Annotated in this window: 18 protein-coding genes; 7 read left to right on the plus strand and 11 right to left on the minus strand. The window is 62.3% G+C overall.

Annotated elements, in window-relative coordinates; translation table 11 throughout:
- Positions 1-26 precede the first annotated feature (26 nt).
- Positions 27-1,943: a glycosyltransferase gene (locus tag KUV51_RS08455; RefSeq protein ID WP_222521092.1), complete on the plus strand. Its 1,917-nt coding sequence runs from the start codon at positions 27-29 to the stop codon at positions 1,941-1,943.
- On the opposite strand, the gene KUV51_RS08460 is transcribed toward KUV51_RS08455, so the two are convergent.
- A complete protein-coding gene (locus tag KUV51_RS08460) occupies positions 1,940-2,593 on the minus strand; it encodes a GntR family transcriptional regulator (RefSeq protein ID WP_222521093.1) in 654 nt (217 codons plus the stop codon). The genes KUV51_RS08455 and KUV51_RS08460 overlap by 4 nt on opposite strands.
- A 105-nt stretch (positions 2,594-2,698) precedes the next feature.
- Here KUV51_RS08460 and KUV51_RS08465 point away from each other — a divergent pair, with 105 nt between their 5' ends.
- Positions 2,699-3,346: a pyrimidine 5'-nucleotidase gene (locus KUV51_RS08465; RefSeq protein WP_222521094.1), complete on the plus strand. Its 648-nt coding sequence runs from the start codon at positions 2,699-2,701 to the stop codon at positions 3,344-3,346.
- Positions 3,347-3,407: 61 nt separating this feature from the next.
- Positions 3,408-4,613, plus strand: a complete 1,206-nt coding sequence (locus tag KUV51_RS08470; protein WP_222521095.1) for a UbiH/UbiF family hydroxylase — start codon at positions 3,408-3,410, stop codon at positions 4,611-4,613.
- A 30-nt stretch (positions 4,614-4,643) separates the two neighbouring features.
- Here the strand turns inward: KUV51_RS08470 and KUV51_RS08475 are convergent, their stop codons facing one another.
- The 3 genes from KUV51_RS08475 to KUV51_RS08485 form a co-directional block, all read right to left on the minus strand.
- Complete coding sequence (locus tag KUV51_RS08475; protein ID WP_222521096.1) at positions 4,644-5,771, minus strand: aminotransferase class V-fold PLP-dependent enzyme; 1,128 nt, start codon at positions 5,769-5,771, stop codon at positions 4,644-4,646.
- A gap of 115 nt (positions 5,772-5,886) precedes the next feature.
- Entirely contained in the window at positions 5,887-6,345 is a 459-nt protein-coding gene (locus KUV51_RS08480; protein ID WP_222521097.1) for an Lrp/AsnC family transcriptional regulator, read from the minus strand.
- The gene (locus KUV51_RS08485) at positions 6,342-6,797 is read right to left on the minus strand and encodes an Lrp/AsnC family transcriptional regulator (RefSeq protein ID WP_222521098.1); all 456 of its coding nucleotides are present in this window, start codon (positions 6,795-6,797) and stop codon (positions 6,342-6,344) included. The genes KUV51_RS08480 and KUV51_RS08485 overlap by 4 nt, the downstream gene beginning before the upstream one ends.
- 133 nt (positions 6,798-6,930) lie before the next feature.
- On the opposite strand from KUV51_RS08485, the gene ilvC reads away from it, so the two are divergent.
- Entirely contained in the window at positions 6,931-7,953 is a 1,023-nt protein-coding gene (gene ilvC, locus KUV51_RS08490) for a ketol-acid reductoisomerase (protein WP_039687620.1), read from the plus strand.
- 10 nt (positions 7,954-7,963) lie between these two features.
- Here ilvC and KUV51_RS08495 read toward each other — a convergent pair whose 3' ends face one another.
- The gene (locus KUV51_RS08495; protein WP_222521099.1) at positions 7,964-8,647 is read right to left on the minus strand and encodes an ArsR/SmtB family transcription factor; all 684 of its coding nucleotides are present in this window, start codon (positions 8,645-8,647) and stop codon (positions 7,964-7,966) included.
- Positions 8,648-8,718: 71 nt separating this feature from the next.
- Here KUV51_RS08495 and KUV51_RS08500 point away from each other — a divergent pair, with 71 nt between their 5' ends.
- Genes KUV51_RS08500 through KUV51_RS08510 form a run of 3 tightly spaced genes read left to right on the plus strand, consistent with a single transcriptional unit; the run spans position 8,719 to position 10,293 of the window.
- Positions 8,719-9,042, plus strand: a complete 324-nt coding sequence (locus tag KUV51_RS08500) for an NIPSNAP family protein (protein WP_222521100.1) — start codon at positions 8,719-8,721, stop codon at positions 9,040-9,042.
- A complete protein-coding gene (locus KUV51_RS08505) occupies positions 9,039-9,386 on the plus strand; it encodes an antibiotic biosynthesis monooxygenase family protein (protein ID WP_222521101.1) in 348 nt (115 codons plus the stop codon). Before KUV51_RS08500 ends, KUV51_RS08505 begins: the two co-directional genes overlap by 4 nt.
- The gene (locus tag KUV51_RS08510; protein ID WP_222521102.1) at positions 9,376-10,293 is read left to right on the plus strand and encodes a DMT family transporter; all 918 of its coding nucleotides are present in this window, start codon (positions 9,376-9,378) and stop codon (positions 10,291-10,293) included. Before KUV51_RS08505 ends, KUV51_RS08510 begins: the two co-directional genes overlap by 11 nt.
- A 51-nt stretch (positions 10,294-10,344) precedes the next feature.
- On the opposite strand, the gene glmM is transcribed toward KUV51_RS08510, so the two are convergent.
- The 6 genes from glmM to glyS form a co-directional block, all read right to left on the minus strand.
- Positions 10,345-11,691, minus strand: a complete 1,347-nt coding sequence (gene glmM, locus KUV51_RS08515; RefSeq protein WP_222521103.1) for a phosphoglucosamine mutase — start codon at positions 11,689-11,691, stop codon at positions 10,345-10,347.
- A gap of 1 nt (position 11,692) precedes the next feature.
- Positions 11,693-12,670 (minus strand): dihydropteroate synthase, encoded by a 978-nt coding sequence (gene folP / locus KUV51_RS08520; RefSeq protein ID WP_222521104.1) that lies wholly within the window; start codon positions 12,668-12,670, stop codon positions 11,693-11,695.
- A complete protein-coding gene (locus tag KUV51_RS08525; protein ID WP_222521105.1) occupies positions 12,670-13,599 on the minus strand; it encodes a dihydroneopterin aldolase in 930 nt (309 codons plus the stop codon). The genes folP and KUV51_RS08525 overlap by 1 nt, the downstream gene beginning before the upstream one ends.
- 94 nt (positions 13,600-13,693) lie before the next feature.
- Positions 13,694-14,335 carry a cell wall hydrolase gene (locus KUV51_RS08530; RefSeq protein WP_222521106.1) on the minus strand — a complete coding sequence of 214 codons (642 nt, stop codon included), beginning with the start codon at positions 14,333-14,335 and terminating at the stop codon, positions 13,694-13,696.
- A gap of 153 nt (positions 14,336-14,488) precedes the next feature.
- Positions 14,489-17,053 (minus strand): putative PEP-binding protein, encoded by a 2,565-nt coding sequence (locus tag KUV51_RS08535; RefSeq protein ID WP_222521107.1) that lies wholly within the window; start codon positions 17,051-17,053, stop codon positions 14,489-14,491.
- Between the two features lie 122 nt (positions 17,054-17,175).
- Positions 17,176-19,440, minus strand: coding sequence for a glycine--tRNA ligase subunit beta (gene glyS, locus KUV51_RS08540; protein WP_222521108.1), 2,265 nt, complete (start codon positions 19,438-19,440; stop codon positions 17,176-17,178).
- Position 19,441: the final 1 nt, after the last annotated feature.

Below are 19,441 nucleotides of genomic sequence, written 5' to 3' on the forward strand. Positions count from 1 at the left end.
AAGGGCCCTGATTTCAGGACCTTTTTATGAGTGACCCGCTCTTACGTTTGTCAGCGCCGCAGCCCGTTGCGCGGCGGCCGCGTCCTGCAGTTCCTGTGGGCCGTCAGCTGGTGAACGCGGGGCTGATCAACCAGACGACCCTTCTGGATGCGCTGAGCAAGCAACACAGGATCGACGCGCCACTGGGCGAGATCCTTGTGGCGGACGGCCATGTCGACCCAAGCGATGTGCTGGATGCGCTTGCGGTCCAGCACGATGCCGACCGCATCGATCTGACCATCGACCCACCCGGCCCACTGATGGCTCAGGCCATGCCGGTCCATATCTGTCAAAGCTTTGGCGTGGTGCCATGGCGCTGGATCGGAAACACGTTGCTTGCGGCCACGACGCGCCCCGACCGCATGCCCGAACTGGCGCGCGCGCTCGACAAACCTGTTTGGGCCGTCTTGCCGGTGCTGTCCCCCATCAACCAGATTCATGACCAGATTACAGCGCTTTACGGCACGGCCCTTGCACACCAAGCGGCACACAAGGTGCCCGACGATCTGAGTTGCCGGACGTGGTCCTCGCGCCAAAGCGCCAGAACCATTATCCTCTACGTGGGTGCCGCGCTCCTATTGTTGCTGAGCGTCCTTTTTCCGGCATGGATTGCCACGGCGGCCATCGGCTGGGCGGTACTGACGCTTGCCATGACGACGGCACTCAAGCTGGCGGCCCTGACCGCGCGGTTGATGCATCACATTCCTGCACCTGCTGAACCGATGCCGCCACAATTGCCAACCCGCCTGCCGCGGGTTTCAGTCATGGTCCCCCTCTTCAAGGAAGAGCGCATTGCCGAGGCGTTGATCACTCGCCTGTCACGGCTCACCTATCCCAAGGCGCTGCTCGACGTGGTGCTTGTGCTTGAGGCGAAGGACAATGTCACCCGTGCCACCCTCGCCCGCACGGCGCTGCCCCGGTGGATGCGTGTCATCGAAGTGCCCGACGATGGCACCATCACCACCAAGCCCCGCGCATTGAACTACGCGCTCGACTTCTGTCAGGGCGACATCATCGGTGTGTGGGATGCCGAGGACGCGCCGGAAACCGACCAGATCGAAAAGGTGGTCGCGAAGTTCGCCGCCGCAGGTCCGGACGTGGCCTGCCTGCAGGGGATGCTGGACTACTACAATGCACGCCACAACTGGCTCGCGCGCTGCTTTACCATCGAATACGCAAGTTGGTGGCGCCTTGTCTTGCCGGGGGTGGAGCAGCTTGGACTGGTTCTGCCGCTAGGCGGCACAACCCTGTTTTTTCGGCGTGACATCCTTGAGGAATTGGGCGGGTGGGACGCGCACAACGTGACCGAGGATGCCGATCTGGGCCTGCGCCTCGCCCGGCGCGGCTACCGAACAGAACTGATCCGTACCGTCACCTATGAAGAGGCCAATTGCCGCGCCTGGCCGTGGGTCAAGCAGCGCTCACGCTGGCTGAAAGGCTACCTGATCACCTACTGCGTACACATGCGGAACCCCATGGCCCTGTTGCGCGATCTGGGGTTCAAGCGGTTCTGCGGTGTGCAGGCGATGTTCCTGGCCACCGTGTCACAATTCGCGGCCCTCCCCGTGCTTTGGAGCTTCTGGCTACCCGCCGCCGGCTTTTCGCATCCTGTCATTGTCACGCTTGGACAGGCGGTGATCTGGCCCATCGCGATCTTTTTCATATTTGCCGAGATACTGAACTTGACCATCGGAATGATGGCAGTCTCCGACCGCGCGCACCGCCATCTCGTGCCTTGGGTATTGACCCTGCCGCTCTACTTCCCGCTGGCAGCCCTCGCGAGCTACAAGGCGCTCTATGAAATGGTGTGCGCGCCGTTCTACTGGGACAAAACGCAGCACGGCACGGCGACAGGTGACATCGTGCGTCCCCTTCACAAAGAAGGGGATCAGGCCACGCCCTAGGCTTCGTCGCGGCGCGTTTCGGCGTCCTGCTTCAACCGGGTCATAAAGGCGACGGAGATGTGATCGCGCAGCGCCTTGCCCGCTTCATCCGCATTCTTGGCCTCGATCGCGCTGACGATGCGGTCATGTTCTTCCTGCGCAATACGGGTCCGTCCGTCTGCTGCCAGAGACGTGGTGGCCATAAGGGCCATGGTGCGATGCACAAGGTCCAGTTGCTGCACGAGATAGCGGTTGTGCGAGGCAAGGTGGATCTGGGTGTGGAACCTGCGGTTGGCGCGCGCCAGCGCGGGCGGGTCGTTGACGAGTTCGTTGTCCGCCTCCACCATCTCGCGCAGGATGCGCACCTCTTCCTCAGTGGCGTGTTGAGCTGCGAGCGAGGCCGCAAGCCCCTCAAGCTCGCGCCGCACCACGTAGAGCTCTGACATCTGGTTGTGGTCGAGCGACGCCACGATCAGACTGCGCCCATCCCGAGACAGCAGAGACTGCGTCTCAAGCCGCTGCAACGCTTCGCGGACGGGGGTGCGGGAGACACCGAACCGTTCGGCCAGCTCGCTTTCCACCAGCCGGTCGCCGGGGCGATAGGTGCCGATGTCAATCGCCTCGAGGATCATGGAATAGGCGTCGGTGTTGTTGGGACGTGGAGCAGGCATGGCATCTTCGCAAGTCGTTGAATTTCAACACCGTAGTGCGGGCACACCGCATGGCGCAACCCCAAGCCCTTGCGGATGTGCCCCACCCCGCCTATCCACACAGCCATGCCTGCCGCCGATTTCACACATATACGCACCTGGGTCTTTGACCTCGACAACACGCTCTACCCGCCGGCCGTACGGCTTTTCGATCAGATCGAAGAACGGATGAGGGCCTATGTGATGGACGCGCTGAACGTCACGTTGGCCGAGGCCGACCGGCTGCGCGTCTATTACTGGCACACCCATGGCACCACGCTGGCCGGCCTGATGCGCGAGCACGACCTTGATCCGTTGCCCTTCCTTGAGGACGTGCACGACATCTCATTCGATCAACTGACACCGGACACCGACCTGGCCGCACAGATCCGCGACCTGCCGGGGCGCAAGATCGTCTACACCAATGGCAGCGCCCCTTATGCCGCACGGGTGCTCGAGGCGCGCGGGCTGTCCGGACTGTTCGACGCCACCTACGGCGTGGAGCATGCGGATTTCCAACCGAAGCCCGAGCGCGCCGCCTTTGTCCGCGTCTTCGGTCGCGATGGGCTCACGCCCGAACAGGCCGCGATGTTCGAGGACGAGCCGCGCAACCTTGCCGTGCCGCACGACATGGGGATGCGCACGGTGCATGTTGCCCCTGCCCGCGCGGATGGTGAACACATCCATCACCACACCGACGATCTGGGCGCGTTTCTGGCGCGGCTTACAGGGTAGGACAGGATGCCGCCTTGGCCGCGCTGTGTGACAGCATAGGTTGGTCGGGCGGAGGCACGTTATGACCGAAACCTGTGACATTCTCATTTCCGGCGGCGGCATCGCCGGGCTTACGGCGGCCGCCGCATTTGGCACCGCAGGCTTCCATGTGATCTGCGTGGACCCGACCCCACCGGTGACCGACCGGGATGCCGATGGCGCCGACATGCGCACGACCGCCATGCTGCAACCGGCCCGCGCGCTGCTGGACCGCGCAGGCGTATGGGATGCCCTCGCCACTCATGGTGCGGCTCTTGACGTGATGCAGATCGCGGATGCCGCGACCGAGACGGGCGCTGCGCGCGAGGTCAAAGCCTTTCGCGCCTCCGACGTGTCGAACCTGCCCTTCGGCTGGAACTTCCCCAACTGGCGGCTACGCCGCGAACTGCTCGTGCGCCTCGATGAATTGGACACCGTCGATTTCCGCCCCGGCACCGCCACGACCCGTTTCCTGGGCCGCACGGCAGAGGCGCGTGTCGGTCTGAGCGACGGTACATCAATCAAAGCCCGCCTCGTCATCGCAGCCGACGGGCGCAACTCGCCCACGCGGCAGGCGGCGGGTATCGGGGTTACGACCAAACGCTATGGCCAAAAGGCGCTCGCCTTTGCCGTCACACACCCGATCCCGCATGACAATGTCTCGACCGAGGTGCACCGGACCGGCGGCCCCTTCACCCTCGTGCCCCTGCCCGATCACGACGGAATGCCCTGTTCTGCGGTGGTCTGGATGGATGATGGTCCAAAATCGGTCGCGCGGATGGCGCTGGACACAGAAGCATTCGAAGCGGAAATGACCGAGCGCAGCTGCCACATCCTCGGACCGCTGACGCTGGCGTCGCGCCGGTCGATCTGGCCCATTATCAGCCAGATCGCCGACCGGCTGAATGCAACCCGGCTGGCCCTGATCGCAGAGGCGGCGCATGTCGTCCCCCCAATCGGCGCACAGGGGCTGAACATGTCACTGGCTGATACGGCAACTCTGTTGGATCTGGCAATTGCCCACCCGGATACGGTGGGCGACGCCCAAATGCTCGACGCCTATCACGCCGCCCGTTACCGGGACATCCGGATGCGGGTGACGGGCATCGACCTGCTGAACCGCACCAGCCAAGCGACATCACCGCTAGCCCGCGACGCCCGCGCCATGGGGCTGAAAGCCCTGCACGAGATCGCACCAGTGCGCAAAACACTGATGAAACTGGGCCTCGGCGTTCAAGCGGCTGGTTAGGGCGGAGGACACCTCCGCCTTACGATTGCCTCAGAGTACCTGATCGACGACACGCTTCAGGCGCGCGACAGTGCCACCGACGTCATAGAGCTTGTCGAGACCAAAGAGCCCAAGGCGGAAGGTCCGGAAATCGGCAGGTTCATCGCATTGCAGCGGCACACCGGCGGCAATCTGCATCCCCTCCGCCGCGAAGCGTTTGCCCGTCTGGATGTCAGGATCGGCGGTGTAGCTCACAACCACACCCGGCGCGCCAAAACCGTCTGCCGCCACCGATGTCACACCTTTCTCGGCAAGCAGCGCGCGCACCGCGCCACCCAAGGCCCATTGTGCGTCCTTCAGCTTATCAAATCCATACGCCTGCGTCTCTTTCATCGTATCGCGGAAATCACGCAGCGCGTCCGTAGGCATCGTCGCGTGATAGGCATGACCACCGCCCTCATAGGCCTGCATGATCTGGTGCCACTTCTTCAAGTCAATCGCGAAGCTGTCCGAAGTTGTTTCCTGCATCCGCGCCACAGCCCGCTCCGACAGCATGACAAGCCCGGCACAAGGCGACGCGCTCCACCCCTTCTGCGGGGCAGAAATCAGCACATCGACGCCAAGCGCACGCATATCGACCCAGGCACAGCCCGACGCGATGCAATCCAGCACCATCAGCGCACCCACCTCGTGCGCGGCGGCGGCCATCGCGGCAATGTAGTCATCCGGTAGGATCACACCCGCGCTGGTTTCTACATGCGGGGCAAAGACGACATCGGGTTTCTGCTCGCGAATAGCCTCCACAACCGTATCAATCGGCGCAGGCGCAAAGGGTGATGGCGACGCATTCCCGGTCTGGCGCGCCTTCAACACGGTCGTGTTGGCCGTCAGCCCGCCAGTCTCAAAAATCTGGCTCCAGCGGTAGGAGAACCAGCCGTTGCGCACGACCAGCACATCGGCGCCGCGGCCAAACTGACGGGCCACAGCCTCCATCCCGAAGGTGCCACCACCCGGCACCACAACCACGGCATCTGCGGCGTACACCTCTTTCAGCATGGACGAGATGTCGTTCATCACACCCTGAAACGCGGCACTCATATGGTTTAGCGACCGGTCGGTGAAGACAACGGAAAACTCCTCAAGACCTTGCGGGTCAACGGTATCCAGCAATGCGGGCATGGTGATGTCCTTTCTCTTTCCGCTGCACATAGCGGCTTGGGCGCGCAGGAACAAAGCCTATCACGGTATACATTCGCGGCAGTGCGGCATGGCGCGGCGCCGATGGGAAACCCCGTCAGCCAATCGGCCCCGGTCGGCGCTCTTCGCTGAGCAGCACGTTGGCCTCCACCTCGCCCGCGCCGGGCAAGGTCATGATGCGCCGCCGCAGGACCCGCTCGAAATCCGGCAGGTCGCGGGCGACAACGCGCAGGCGATAGTCATAGAGGCCCAGAACATGCTCGACCGTCTGCACTTCGGGGATCGCCGACACCGCGCGTTCAAAATCCTCAAGGCTCACGCGCCCCTTGGTCGCCAGCTTAACGCCCAGAAAGACGGTCACCCCAAATCCCAGCTTCTCGGCATCCAGAACCAACCGCTGCCCCCGGATCACACCCGCCTCGCGCAAACGATTGATGCGCCGCCACGCGGCAGGCTGAGACAATCCACACGCCCGCCCAACCGCACCGGCCCCCTGCCCGGCCTCTTCAGCCAACAGGCGCAAAATCGCGAAATCGGTCGCATCCAGATCGATCACAGCGGCAGCCCCTCGTCGCTTTTGATCCGCGCGACCTGCATCAACGCCTCAATATCCGCGATATGCGGCAAGGTCAGGATGCGACTGCGATAGAGGTGCTGGTAGTGGCTCATATCCCGAGCAATGACCGACAGGCGCACGTCAACACGGCCCAGAAAGGTCTGGATCTCAATGACCTCCGGCACCTCACGCGCAGCCTCAATGAACTCGTCGAACGCGCGGGATTGTGTCTTGTCCAAGGTCACGCGCAGCGACACCTCAACAGCGTACCCAAGCGCCCCCCAATCAATGACCGCCTGCACACCCTTGACCAACCCGGCCTCGCGCAACTTGGCCTGACGTCGCGCCAACTGCCCCGGACTCACCCGCGCCCGCTCCGCCAGCTCGGCAGGTGCAAGTGAAGGGTCTGCCTGCCATTGACGCAGTATGCGCCGGTCAGCATCATCAAGCATGATATTTGCGAGTTTCCTGAATTTGACGAATGATCCAATCTTCATCTTGCCAAATAAACTCAAAATACAACGCTGACCAGAGGCAACATCGCCCGTATAACGCGCCCCAGACACAAACTCCGGAGGGAAAACCATGCGCGTTTACTATGACCGCGATTGCGACATCAACCTGATCAAAGACATGAACGTGGCCATCCTCGGCTACGGCTCACAGGGCCACGCCCACGCCCTGAACCTGCGCGACAGCGGCGCGAAGAACGTCGTCGTCGCTCTGCGCGAAGGCTCGCCCTCGATCGCCAAAGCCGAAGGCGAAGGCCTGAAAACCATGGGCATCGCCGAGGCGGCGGCCTGGGCTGACCTGATCATGTTCACAATGCCCGATGAACTGCAGGCCGAAACCTACAAGAAATACGTCCACGACAACATCCGTGAAGGCGCTGCGATTGCCTTTGCTCACGGCCTGAACGTCCATTTCGGCCTGATCGAGCCCAAGCCCGGCATCGACGTGGTGATGATGGCACCCAAGGGCCCCGGCCACACCGTGCGCGGCGAATATGTCAAAGGCGGCGGCGTACCCTGCCTCGTGGCCGTCGACAATGACGCCTCGGGCCGCGCGCTGGAAATCGGCCTGTCCTACTGCTCCGCCATCGGCGGTGGCCGCTCGGGCATCATCGAAACCAACTTCCGTGAAGAATGCGAAACCGACCTCTTCGGTGAACAAGCCGTGCTCTGCGGTGGCCTCGTGGAACTGATCCGCATGGGTTTTGAGACGCTGGTCGAAGCGGGCTACGCGCCCGAGATGGCCTATTTCGAGTGCCTGCACGAAGTGAAGCTGATCGTGGACCTGATCTACGAAGGCGGCATCGCAAACATGAACTACTCGATCTCGAACACTGCCGAGTACGGCGAATACGTTTCCGGCCCGCGCGTCCTGCCCTATGACGAGACCAAGGCGCGGATGAAAGCGATCCTGACCGACATCCAGACCGGCAAGTTCGTGCGTGACTTCATGCAGGAAAACGCGGTTGGCCAGCCCTTCTTCAAAGGCACACGTCGCATCAACGACGAACACCAGATCGAAGCCACTGGCGAGACCCTGCGCGGCATGATGCCGTGGATTTCGGCTGGAAAAATGGTCGACAAATCAAAGAACTAAATCTAGTTCTTCATGTTTCGGGAAAGGCCGTCGCAAAGGCGGCCTTTCCTTTTTGGGTCACCAGAACCGCACGGCTGCCCGCATCCCGCCGCATCCAGCCCTGATCCTCCATCCGGGTCAGCATCGCGCGGCCCAAAGACCCCGCGAGATGGTTGCGCCGCTCCGACCAGTCCAGACAGGTCCGACACATCCGCGCCCGCCCGGTTTCCAAAGCCGTCACATCAATTCCGAACCCGGTGACAAACTCGCGCCCGTCGCCAGTCAGCGCCACATCTTCGCCCTCTTCCGCAAGCAATCCGCGCCCGATCAGGCTGCGATACATCTGCACGCCCATCCGCCCGGCCAGATGATTGTAACACACCCGCGCCACCTGCATCTGCGCGTCCCTCGGCCCCGTCCGCACCCGCGTCGCCCCTTTGCGAGCGGCCAGCCCCATCAACGCCTCAAGCACGCCCGCGACCTCTGCGTCAGCCAGGTTGAAATACTTGTGCCGCCCGGACTTGCGTGGGGCGATTAACTCCGCCTCGGCCAGCTTCGACAAATGCCCGCTGGCCGTGGACAGGCCCACGCCTGCCTCCTCCGCCAATTCAGACGCCGTCAATGCGCGCCCATCCATCAGCGCGGTGAGGATACTCGCCCGCGCCGGATCACCGATCAACGCCGCGATATGAGAGATATCTGGACCTTCCTTCATAGTTCGACCGTAGCCGAAGCATTGCCGTTCGTCAAAGTGCTAGGACAAGGCCAGCAACGAAAGGACCAAACATGCTCACCTGCATCATCCAGTATCAAATCGACCCAACCAAACGCGCCGCCTTTGCCGAATACGGGCAACGCTGGGGCCAGTGTATCCCCCGCTGCGGCGCGGACCTCGTGGGATATTTTGCACCGCATGAAGGGTCATCGACCCTCGCCTACGGCATCTATCACGTTGAAAACCTTGCCGCTTATGAAGAATACCGCGCCCGCCTCGCGGCCGATCCGCTGGGGCGCGAGAATTACCTGTTTGCACAATCCGAGAAATTCATTCTCAAGGAAGACCGGACATGGCTGCAAAACGTGTCCGCACCGCAGGGAGGCTCCAAATGATTGCTGTCATCTTCGAAGTTTGGCCCAAAGACGGCCACCGCACCGCGTATCTGAACCGGGCTGCAGCGCTCAAGGAGCATCTGGTCGACATCCCCGGCTTCATCTCGATCGAGCGGTTTGAAAGCCTCGTTGAGCCGGGCAAGCTGCTGTCTCTCTCCTTCTGGGAAGACGAAGCTGCCCTCGAACACTGGCGCAAACTGCCCGAACACCGCAGCGCGCAAACGGCGGGCCGCGACATCCACTTCGACAACTACCGCCTGCGTGTCGCCGGGGTCATCCGCGACTACGGCATGACGGAGCGAGAGCAAGCGCCGGCGGACAGCAGGGCATTGCATGACCGCTAGCCCCAAGATCACGGGCGCAAGCTGGTTGATGGTTGCCATCCTGGGGTTCACCTGGGGTGGCACATTCCTGGTGACCGAAATCGCGCTGCGGGGCATCACGCCATTCTGGCTCGCCGCAGGGCGCATCTGCTTTGCCGCCGTGCTCATGGTTGCCATATGGCAGGCCACGGGTGGTCAGCTGTTCAAAAACAAAACGAAGCCATATACTTGGACGGCCCTCATCGCCATCGGCAGTTTCAGTTCGGCCATTCCGTTCATGCTGCTCGCTTGGGGCCAGCAATACGTCACGTCCGGCTTTGCGGGCGTCTCCATGGCGTCCGTGGCGTTGATCGTGCTGCCGCTGTCACACTTCTTCGTTCCGGGCGAACGCATGACATGGCGCCGCAGCCTCGGCTTTGTCATCGGCTTTGTCGGGGTCTGCATCCTGATTGGCGGGCAGGCATTCGAGACCAGCGGCGCGCAGCGCGAAACGGCCGGGCGCGTTGCCTGTATCAGCGCCGCGTGCTGCTACGGCATCTCATCCATACTGATGCGGCGCCTGCCTGCGGTCGATCCCATCGGCCTTTCGACAGTCGTGCTCCTCATCGCTGCCTGCATCACCCTGCCAGCAGCCTGGGTTGTTGAAGGGCCACCACCCCTGCCCGACACACAAACCCTGATCGTCATCGCCTGCCTCGGCCTGATCCCCACGGCAGCGGCCAATATGCTCCGGGTACTGGTGATCCGCAGCGCAGGCCCGGTCTTCATGTCGATCACGAATTACCAAGTGCCCGTCTGGTCGGTGGTCTTGGGCGCGCTGATCCTGAGCGAACCGCTCCCGCCCAGCTTGCTGTCGGCGATGGCACTCATTCTCGTGGGGGTCGGCCTCAGCCAATACGGCGCGCTACGCAGACTTTTCGCGCGCTGATCCCGCAGCTTCATTTCGCTAAGTAAACCGCCCCCGGAGGGCCGCTCTGCTTCAGGTGGCAACAGCCGCCTCGACTGCACTGACCACATGCTCAACACTGGCGTTCAACACTGCCTCGTCCTCACTCTCGGCCATGACCCGGATCAAAGGCTCGGTTCCCGACTTGCGGATCAGAAGCCGTCCGTTGCCGTTCAGCTGCCCCTCCGCTTCGGAAATCGCGGCCTTGACGCTGTCCACCTCAAGCGGGGTCTGACCCGCAGCAAAGCGCACATTCTTCAGAAGCTGTGGCACCGGATCAAAGACGTGCAGAACTTCGCTCGCCTTCTTACCAGATTGCACCAACTCCGCCAGGAATTGCAGCCCCGCCATCAGCCCGTCACCGGTCGTAGCATAGTCGGTCATCACGATATGACCCGACTGCTCGCCACCGAGGTTGAAATCGCCCTGCCGCATCCGTTCCACGACGTAGCGGTCGCCGACGCCCGTCCGCTCCAGCCGCACACCGTGGCCTTGCAGGAAGCGCTCAAGCCCGAGGTTCGACATGACCGTCGCCACAAGCGCGTTGTTCCGCAAACGCCCCTCCGACGCCCACCGGGCCGCCATCAGCCCCATGAACTGGTCGCCGTTTCCAACGCGCCCTTTCTCGTCCAGCAGGATCACGCGGTCCGCGTCACCATCAAGGCAAAGGCCCACATCAGCCCCATGCGCCACCACGGCTTCGGCCGCGGTTTGCGGATGCATCGACCCGCATCCTTCGTTGATGTTGTGACCGTTCGGCGACACGCCCACCGGGATGACGGTCGCGCCCAGTTCCCACAACGCCTCGGGCGCCACACGGTGGGACGCGCCGTTGGCGCAATCCACAACCACCTTCAGACCATCCAGCCGCATCTGGCGCGGGAACGAGGATTTCACCCGCTCAACATAACGGAACCGACCGTCGTCAATCCGCTTTGCGCGCCCGATTGTCCCGGCGGGGACAGGCTCAACCCCTTGAGAGACAAGGTTTTCTATTTCGGCTTCAGCCGCGTCGCTCAGCTTGTAACCATCCGGGCCAAAGAACTTGATGCCGTTGTCATGAGCGGGGTTGTGGCTGGCAGAGATCATCACGCCCAGATCGGCGCGCATCGACCGGGTCAGCAGACCCACGGCGGGCGTCGGCACAGGTCCCAGCAACAGAACATTCATTCCCGTACTGGTCAGCCCGGCTGTCAGCGCATTTTCGAACATGTAGCCCGACAGGCGCGTATCCTTGCCAATGACCACGCGGTGTACGCTGTCCCCGTCCCTGCGAAAATACCGCCCCACAGCTGCACCGATGCGCAGCGCCATCTCGGCCGTCATGGGGGCCACGTTGGCCGTGCCCCGGACGCCGTCCGTCCCGAAGAGTTTTGTCATGTCAGCGATGTGCCACGGATGCGCGCCACAGCGCAATGGCCTGCGCATGCTCGGCAACGTCATGCGCACGAATGATCTGCACGCCTTGAGCGATGGCAGCGAGGGCCACGGCGACGGAACCGGGTGCGCGTGCCGATGCGTCGGGCGCATTGCCAAGGGTGCCGATGAACCGCTTGCGCGACGCGCCCAGCAGGATCGGTACGCCAAGGCTGTGAAACAGACTGATCCGGTTCAAAAGGGCGAGGTTGTGGTCCAGCGTCTTGCCGAAGCCGATGCCCGGATCTGCGATGATCCTGTCCTTGGCAATACCTGCCGCCTGCAGCATCTCGATCCGTTCCGCGAGGAAGTCATACACATCCAGCAGCACATCATCATAGGTCGGATTGTCCTGCATCGTCTGCGGATCGCCCTGGGCGTGCATGACGCAGACCGGCACGCCACGCGCAGCACAGAGTGGTGCAAGGTCGGGATCGTAGGTAAAGCCCGACACATCGTTCACGATGCTGGCCCCCGCATCCAGCGCAGCCTCGGCCACCGCTGCCTTGCGCGTGTCGATAGAGATGGGCGTCGTGACGCCTGCCGCCCGAAGATCCCGGATCACGGGCGCGGTGCGTGCGATTTCCTCGTCAACGCCGACAGTCTGCGCGCCGGGTCGTGTGCTTTCGCCCCCAATGTCGAGGATCCGCGCCCCCTGCCCGATCAGAGCCTGCCCGTGCGCCACGGCATCTCTGCGCACGTTGTGCTGTCCGCCGTCCGAGAAACTGTCCGGCGTGGTATTCAGGATGCCCATGATCTGCGGTGCGTCCCAGGCACGGCCAAAAGACGCCCGTTCATCAGATGTCAGTTCAGACACCGGGAGAACCTGCGGTGCAGCCTCGCGCGACAGCAACTCCACATCGGTGAACCAGCATCCGCCACATGAGATCGCACCCGCCGGTCGGGCGGGGCCGACCTGCATCAACGGACGAATGTAGCGCATCAAAGCGTGGCCTGATCGACCGGGATCGCCCGCAGCGCAACGGGCGCATCTGTGGGACCATCATCGCCGATGACAAACATTTCGCGCACGTCGAACGTGGCCGCGAACCACGACGCCAGTGCAACCGCATCCGCCCCCTTGGCCGACGGGCCGTCAACGGCATCCAGAACGATCTTGGACGGCGCCCAGACACACGCCTGCCCGTTGCGCATGGCCCAGTCGAGTTCTGTCCGGGTGTCCACCACCTTGCACCGCGCGTCGCGCGCAGCGAGGACCCAGGCATTCTGTTCAATCGCCAACAGGTCGATGCGCCGTTGCGCCAGCGGGTGGCTGGCTTGCGGTGCGTCGATGTCCGCGGGACCAACGCAGAAGATGAGCGGACGGCCCATCGCTTCAAGTTGGTCAATCCAGCCGCTCAGATGATCCGACGCGATGGCCGCGTTTGACAGATACACCAGCTCGGGGTGCATCACGTCCTCTTCCATATCCTCTGCCGCGACCGGTCGCGATGTGCCCCGGCTGCGCACGATCTCGACCCCAAGCGCGCCGGGACCACGGTCCAGCTTTTCAATGCGGACAAAGACACGCATGGCCTGTGGTTCGATCAGGATGCGGTCAGCGACGCGCTCGGCCAGAGTTTCCAAAAGGTTCAGACGCTCTGCGGCCAACTCATAAGTGATGGCCTCAGTCACCTTGTCATAGGACAGGATGCGGTCGACATCGTCGTCGATAGGGCCGGTCAGTGGGCGCACCTCGACCACGATGTTGAAGCAGATACGCTGGGTCACACCGCGCTCGGCCTGGAACGCGCCGATCTCGACCTCGACCGTGTGATCGCGGACGGATATGCGGTCGAGCGGGGCTGAAGTTGCCGTCGCTTCGGACCGCTCGGACGGGTGGGAAAACGCGAGACGGATTTCGGATGCCATGGGTGCGTGGCCTTTGCAGAAGAACTCGCGCCCTTCTATCCAAGCTGTCCCCGCGGGGACAGGGGCAAAGACGCCGCGCCAGCGCCCGAAAACGTCAGTTCGAGGCGGTGCGGAACGTGTGCCGGTAGAACACGTGCACGCCGATGGATGCGGTTTTGGTGTAGACCCGGCTCCAGCGCGGACGGACAGCGGTGGTGTGATAGTGCGTTGCGCCCTTGGTCAGATCGGGTGCACGGCCATCAAGCACGGCACGGGCGACCTTGGCCACACGCTCGAACGCGCGGGGTTCGTGGATCGTCTCAGGGTTGCCGTCGCAGGTGTAGGTGAACTGGCACTGGTACCGTTTGCCCGTACCCTGGTTGATCACGCCGCAGACATTGTCGGGAAAGCGCGCGCTGCGCACGCGGTTCATGATGACCTCGGCCACTGCAAACTGGCCCTTCACCGTTTCTCCACGCGCCTCGAAATAAAGCGCTTCGCTCAGGCACTTCCAATGTGCACCACCCTTGGCGGTGGGCTGCGCGTCAAGCCAGCTGCGGGTAAAGGACAGGTCTGTCGCCTGTGCTGGTGGCGTCAGCATGTCGCTCAAAAGCGCTTGCGACACACCACGCAAGCCACGCGCCTCGGCCTTGCGCAGCGCTTCGCCGGTCAAGACAGAACCATCCGTATCAGCCGCAAAAAGTGGCGTGGCCGCACACAGGCACCACGCAGTAAGCGCCTTGACCAAACGTTGCATGGATCACCCCAGGATCATTGTCGATCAGCGGCATTTAGGGAAAAATGTTCAAAACGTCCAGTTTTTGGGCGTTTTGGTCGCACATGGCCGCTATGCGCCAGCGAGATACGGCTTGTGGTTTGGCCCAGAATACAGCGTCCAAACCGCGTGTAGCTACCCGATTTTGTGGGCGATCGCCAGTTGAGCAGAGGCCAGCCGCGCCACCGGAACGCGGAAAGGAGAGCAGGAGACATAGTCAAAACCTGCATTCCTGCAGAATGCAATTGATTCGGGATTGCCCCCGTGTTCCCCGCACATCGACAGGGTCACCTCGGGCCGCGCGGCACGCCCCCGTTCAGAGCCGAGTTGCAGAAGTTCACCCACACCATCGATGTCGAGGGAATGGAACGGATCCTCAACGAATACCTCCTGCCGGACATAATCCGACATGAAACGGCCCGCGTCGTCCCGCGACAGGCCATAGGTCATCTGTGTGAGGTCATTGGTACCGAAAGACAGGAAACTGCAGTGCTGCGCGATATCGCCTGCGCGCAGGGCGGCACGGGGCGTTTCGACCATGACGCCAAGCTTGTAGTCAAAGGCCTCGCCGGCCGTCATCGCAACTGTTGTTGCAACCGCATCAACGCGGGTGCGCACGAGCTCCACCTCCCGCTTGGCACTCACCAACGGGATCATGATCTCGGGCACGACCGGCTCACCATCGCGGCTGGCCTCGATGGTCGCTTCGAAAATGGCACGGGCCTGCATTTCGTAGATCTCGGGCACCGTCACGCCCAGACGGACCCCACGCAGGCCAAGCATGGGGTTGTATTCCATCATCGCCTCGATCCGGCGCGTCACGTCGGACAGGGGTAGATCCAATGCATCAGCCAACTCGCGTTGACCGTTTCGGTCGGTCGGCAAGAATTCGTGCAGGGGTGGATCAAAAAGCCGGATGCAGACCGGTTTGCCCTGCATGATCCTGAAAAGCTGGATGAAATCGGCGCGTTGCATAGGCAGCAGCCGTTCAAGCACCGCACGACGGTCATCGCTGGTGGCGGCAAAGATCATTTCTCGCATGACAGTGAGCCGCCCCGGCTCGAAAAACATGTGTTCCGTCCGGCACAACCCGATGCCCTGTGCGTTGAAATTGCGCGCGGTCTGCGCATCCGCGGGCGTATCCGCGTTGGCGCGGATGCCGATGTCGCGTTCCGCATCGGCCCAGTCCATCAGGTCTGTGAAGGCGTCATCAAGGGCGGCCTCCTGCATTTCAGGTGCGCCCAGCAGGATCGTGCCGTTGGTGCCGTCCACCGTGACAACGTCGCCCGCTTTCACGATCCGCCCATCCTGAGCCGTCAACTGCCCTTTTCGGGTCTGAAAGCGCATATCGCTTACGCCCACAACGCAAGGCAGGCCGATGCCGCGCCCGATCACCGCCGCATGGCTGGTGATGCCGCCCCGCTCGGTGATCACGGCGCTGGCGGCGTGCATGCCGCGAATATCTTCGGGAGAGGTTTCGCGACGCACGAGGATACAGTCCTCGCGACGGGCCGCACTGGCCTGCGCCTCATTCGCCGAAAACACCAAGCGACCGGTGGCGGCACCGGGACTGGCGGCGATACCGCTGCCAAGGATATCCCGCTTGGCATGCCGGTCCACCTGGCGGTGAAGAAGTTCGTTGAGCGTGCGCGGCTCAATCCGCATCAGCGCTTCTTGTCGTGGAATGATGCCATCGCGGGCAAGTTGCACCGCGATCCGGACAGCGGCCCGGGACGATCGTGCCACGCGGACACCATCAAGGATGTGCAGGTGCCCGTCCTCGATGGTGAATTCCACCTGCATCTCTTCACGCAGCTTGACGCGCATGAGGCGGGCATGTTCCACCAGTTGGGCAAAACCATCGGGCACCTGATCCTCCAGCGACGGGCCGCGCGGATCGCGGGTGATGAACAGGCTGTTGGCATCGCTGCGCAGGGCATCGCGCCCCTGGCTTTGGCGCAGATAGCGCCCCGTAATCTGCGGCATCCCGGTTTTGGACGACACGAGCTGCAGGACGCCGGAGCCGCTTTCGCCCTGCCCAACACCAAAGGCCATCTGCTGCACGACAAGGCCGAGGCCCGCATCCGCAGGCGCGCCCTTGGCCTGGCGCAGCAAGCGGGCGGAGGTTCCTTCCCATGCGCGGGCCATGGATTTCAGAACACCGGCAAGCTGTTCGGCGCGGGTGGCCGGAAACGGGGTTTCCGTTTCGTTTTCATAGGCTTCCAGCGTTTGCAGAAGCGCCTGCGGCCCCTCGCCTGTGACATCGTCAAACATGTCGGGGTCCAGCCGGTCCACATGGATGGCGTAGCTTTGTGCAAAGCGGGTGTAGAGGGCAGAGACGGCATCGACACCCAGCGTGGCGCACAATGTCTCGAACCTGGTATCGTTCATCCCGATGTTGAGGATGGCCGACGGCCCGCCCCAATCGGGGTCCTCGGAAGACGGACGCACGCAAAGCAGCGCATCCTCGGGAAACTGATCGAGAATCGCGCGGATGTCCGGCAGGTGCCCGCTGGCAATATCGTGCACCGCGCTGAAAGACAGGGCGACCGTCGTCGGCACCGGCAGGTCCAGCCGTTTCAGGCGTTGCAGGCACTTCGCGCGCCCCCCGTGCGTTTCCGTCGCGATGGGTGCGGTCGGTGTCACCAGCGTTGTGTTGGGATTATTCTGCACTGCGGCGATCCTTTCGCCGCGCACCATACCCTGTGACGGTGATGTGACAAGGATTTTGAGCGTATGTGCAGGTGTTTAGGCGGCGTAAGGGGGCCAGCCCCCTCGGGCTGCGCCCTCATCCCCGTCGTATTTTCAGTCAGAAGAAGGGCTTAGCCTTCGATCTTGGTCAGGTCCGCAACCGATAGGCAGAGCGTTCGGATACGGCTGAGCAGGTTGAGCCGGTTGCGGCGGACGGTCTGGTTGTCGGCATTGATCTGGACGGCTTCGAAGAAGGCGTCGATGGGGCCGCGGAGTGCCGCCATGGCCTGCATCGCCGTCGTGAAGTCCTGCGCGTGCATCGCGGGTGCGATTTTGGCTTCGGCTGTGTCGAGCGCTTCGAAGAGCGCTTTTTCTTCGGCATCCTCGGCGAATTTGATGTCGGCGCCATAGGAGTATTCGACGCCGTCGGCTTCCTCGGCTTGCGTGAGGATGTTGTTAGCGCGTTTGAAGCCCTGGATCAGGTTTTCGCCATCGTCGGTAGCGAGGGTTTCGGAGAGGGCACGGGCGCGTTTGACCAGCAGGGTGAGGTCGTCGTTTTGCGGCATCGCGATGCAGGCGTCGATAATGTCGTGGCGGATACCCTGGTCGCGGAGGTAGACCTTGAGGCGGTCGTGGAAGAAGGAGAGGAGGTCGAGAAGAAGCTCACTACCTTCACCTTTACCTAGGTTGTCAATGTAAGCTGAAATGTTTTCAAACGCCTGTTTCTGTGCGTTTTTCCCAATTGATTTAGTTTTCACTTCATCCAGCGCACTTTTCAAAAGATCTAGATCAAGGTTTTCTTGATTGGCAAACCCCTCAACATTCTTAGACGCACTTTCGTCAAACACCCGAATTGTATCTGCTATGTGCAAAAGTTTCGATCGCCCGGACAAAGACAACAAACTAAACGAAAAGCCGTTTTTGAGAGTAGTGCGAATAACACCCAATGCCGCACGCCTCAAAGCATACGGGTCCTTTGAGCCTGTGGGCTTTTCGCCCGCATACCAAAACCCAGTGAGGGTATCTAACTTGTCTGCCAAGGCCACGGCCACCGAAACTGGCGCTGTCGGCACATCATCCGACGGACCAAGCGGAGAGTAATGGTCTTCGCACGCCTCGGGCACGCCGTCATCATGACCCGCCGCTTCGGCGTAGTATTTGCCCATGATCCCCTGCAGTTCGGGGAATTCAAAAACCATTTCGGAGGCGAGGTCGGCTTTCACAATCCGGGCCGCTTCGGCGGCGAGGTCCGGCTTTGCTCCAACTACCGGTGCCAATTCGCGGGCGAGTGCTTCGATGCGCGCGACGCGCTCGGCTTGAGACCCGAGCTTGTTGTGGAAGGTGACGTCGGCCAATGGCTTTGCCATGCCTTCAAGTCCAACATAACGAACGGTGCGCAAGTCATTCTCCCAGAAGAACTTTGCATCCGCCAGTCGCGCGATCAAAACCTTTTCGTTACCTGCCAGAATGGTCGCGCCATTGTCCGCAGTTTCGCGGTTTGCGACCGTGATGAACCGTTCAATCCGGCCCGTCTTGGGGTTCTTCACGGAAAAGAACTTCTGGTGCTCTTTCATCGAGGTTTGCAGCACCTCGGGCGGCAGGTCGAGGAAGTCGTCACCGATCTTGCCCATCAGGACCACGGGCCATTCGACGAGCCCCGCGACCTCGGCCAGAAGGCCCTTGTCTTCAACCACTTCCAGGCCAGACGCAAAGGCAGCATTGGTCGCGTCGTGCCAGATGGTTTCAGCACGGTCTTCCGCGTTCAGCACCACGTGGGCATGCTTGAGCTTCTTCTCGTAATCCTCGAAAGAATTTACAGAAAAGCGGCCTGGCGCCATGAAGCGATGGCCTTCGGTCGTGTCGGTGAAGGCGATGCCGTCGACCTCGCCCGGCACCACTTCGGTGCCGGCCTCATCCGTCAGGATGCAGAGGATCGAGTGCAGCGGGCGCACCCATTTCAGGGCACCGGACCCCCAGCGCATGGATTTGGGCCAAGGGAAGGTGCGGACGGTTTGGGCCAGCACCTCGGCAATGATGTCGGCGGCGGGGCGACCGGGCCTTTCGATGACGGCGAAGAGGACGTTGCCCTTGGGCGTTTCACGCTCCTCGACCTGATCGCGGGTCAGACCTGCACCACGCAGGAATCCTTCGATTGCCTTTTCTGGTGCGTCCGCCTTGGGTCCCTTGCGCTCTTCCCGCGTGGTGGGCGACTTGTCGAGCAATCCTTCGACCGTCAGCGTCAGGCGACGGGGCGTGGTGAAGGCAGCGGCAGAGGCATAGGTCAGGCCCGCCTCGACCAGACCGTTTGTCACCAGTTTCTTCAGGTCTTCCCCGGCCCGCGTCTGCATGCGCGCGGGAATTTCTTCGGAAAACAGTTCGATCAGCAGGTCGGGCATT

Source organism: Tateyamaria omphalii (assembly GCF_019802125.1).
Classification (GTDB): domain Bacteria; phylum Pseudomonadota; class Alphaproteobacteria; order Rhodobacterales; family Rhodobacteraceae; genus Tateyamaria; species Tateyamaria omphalii_B.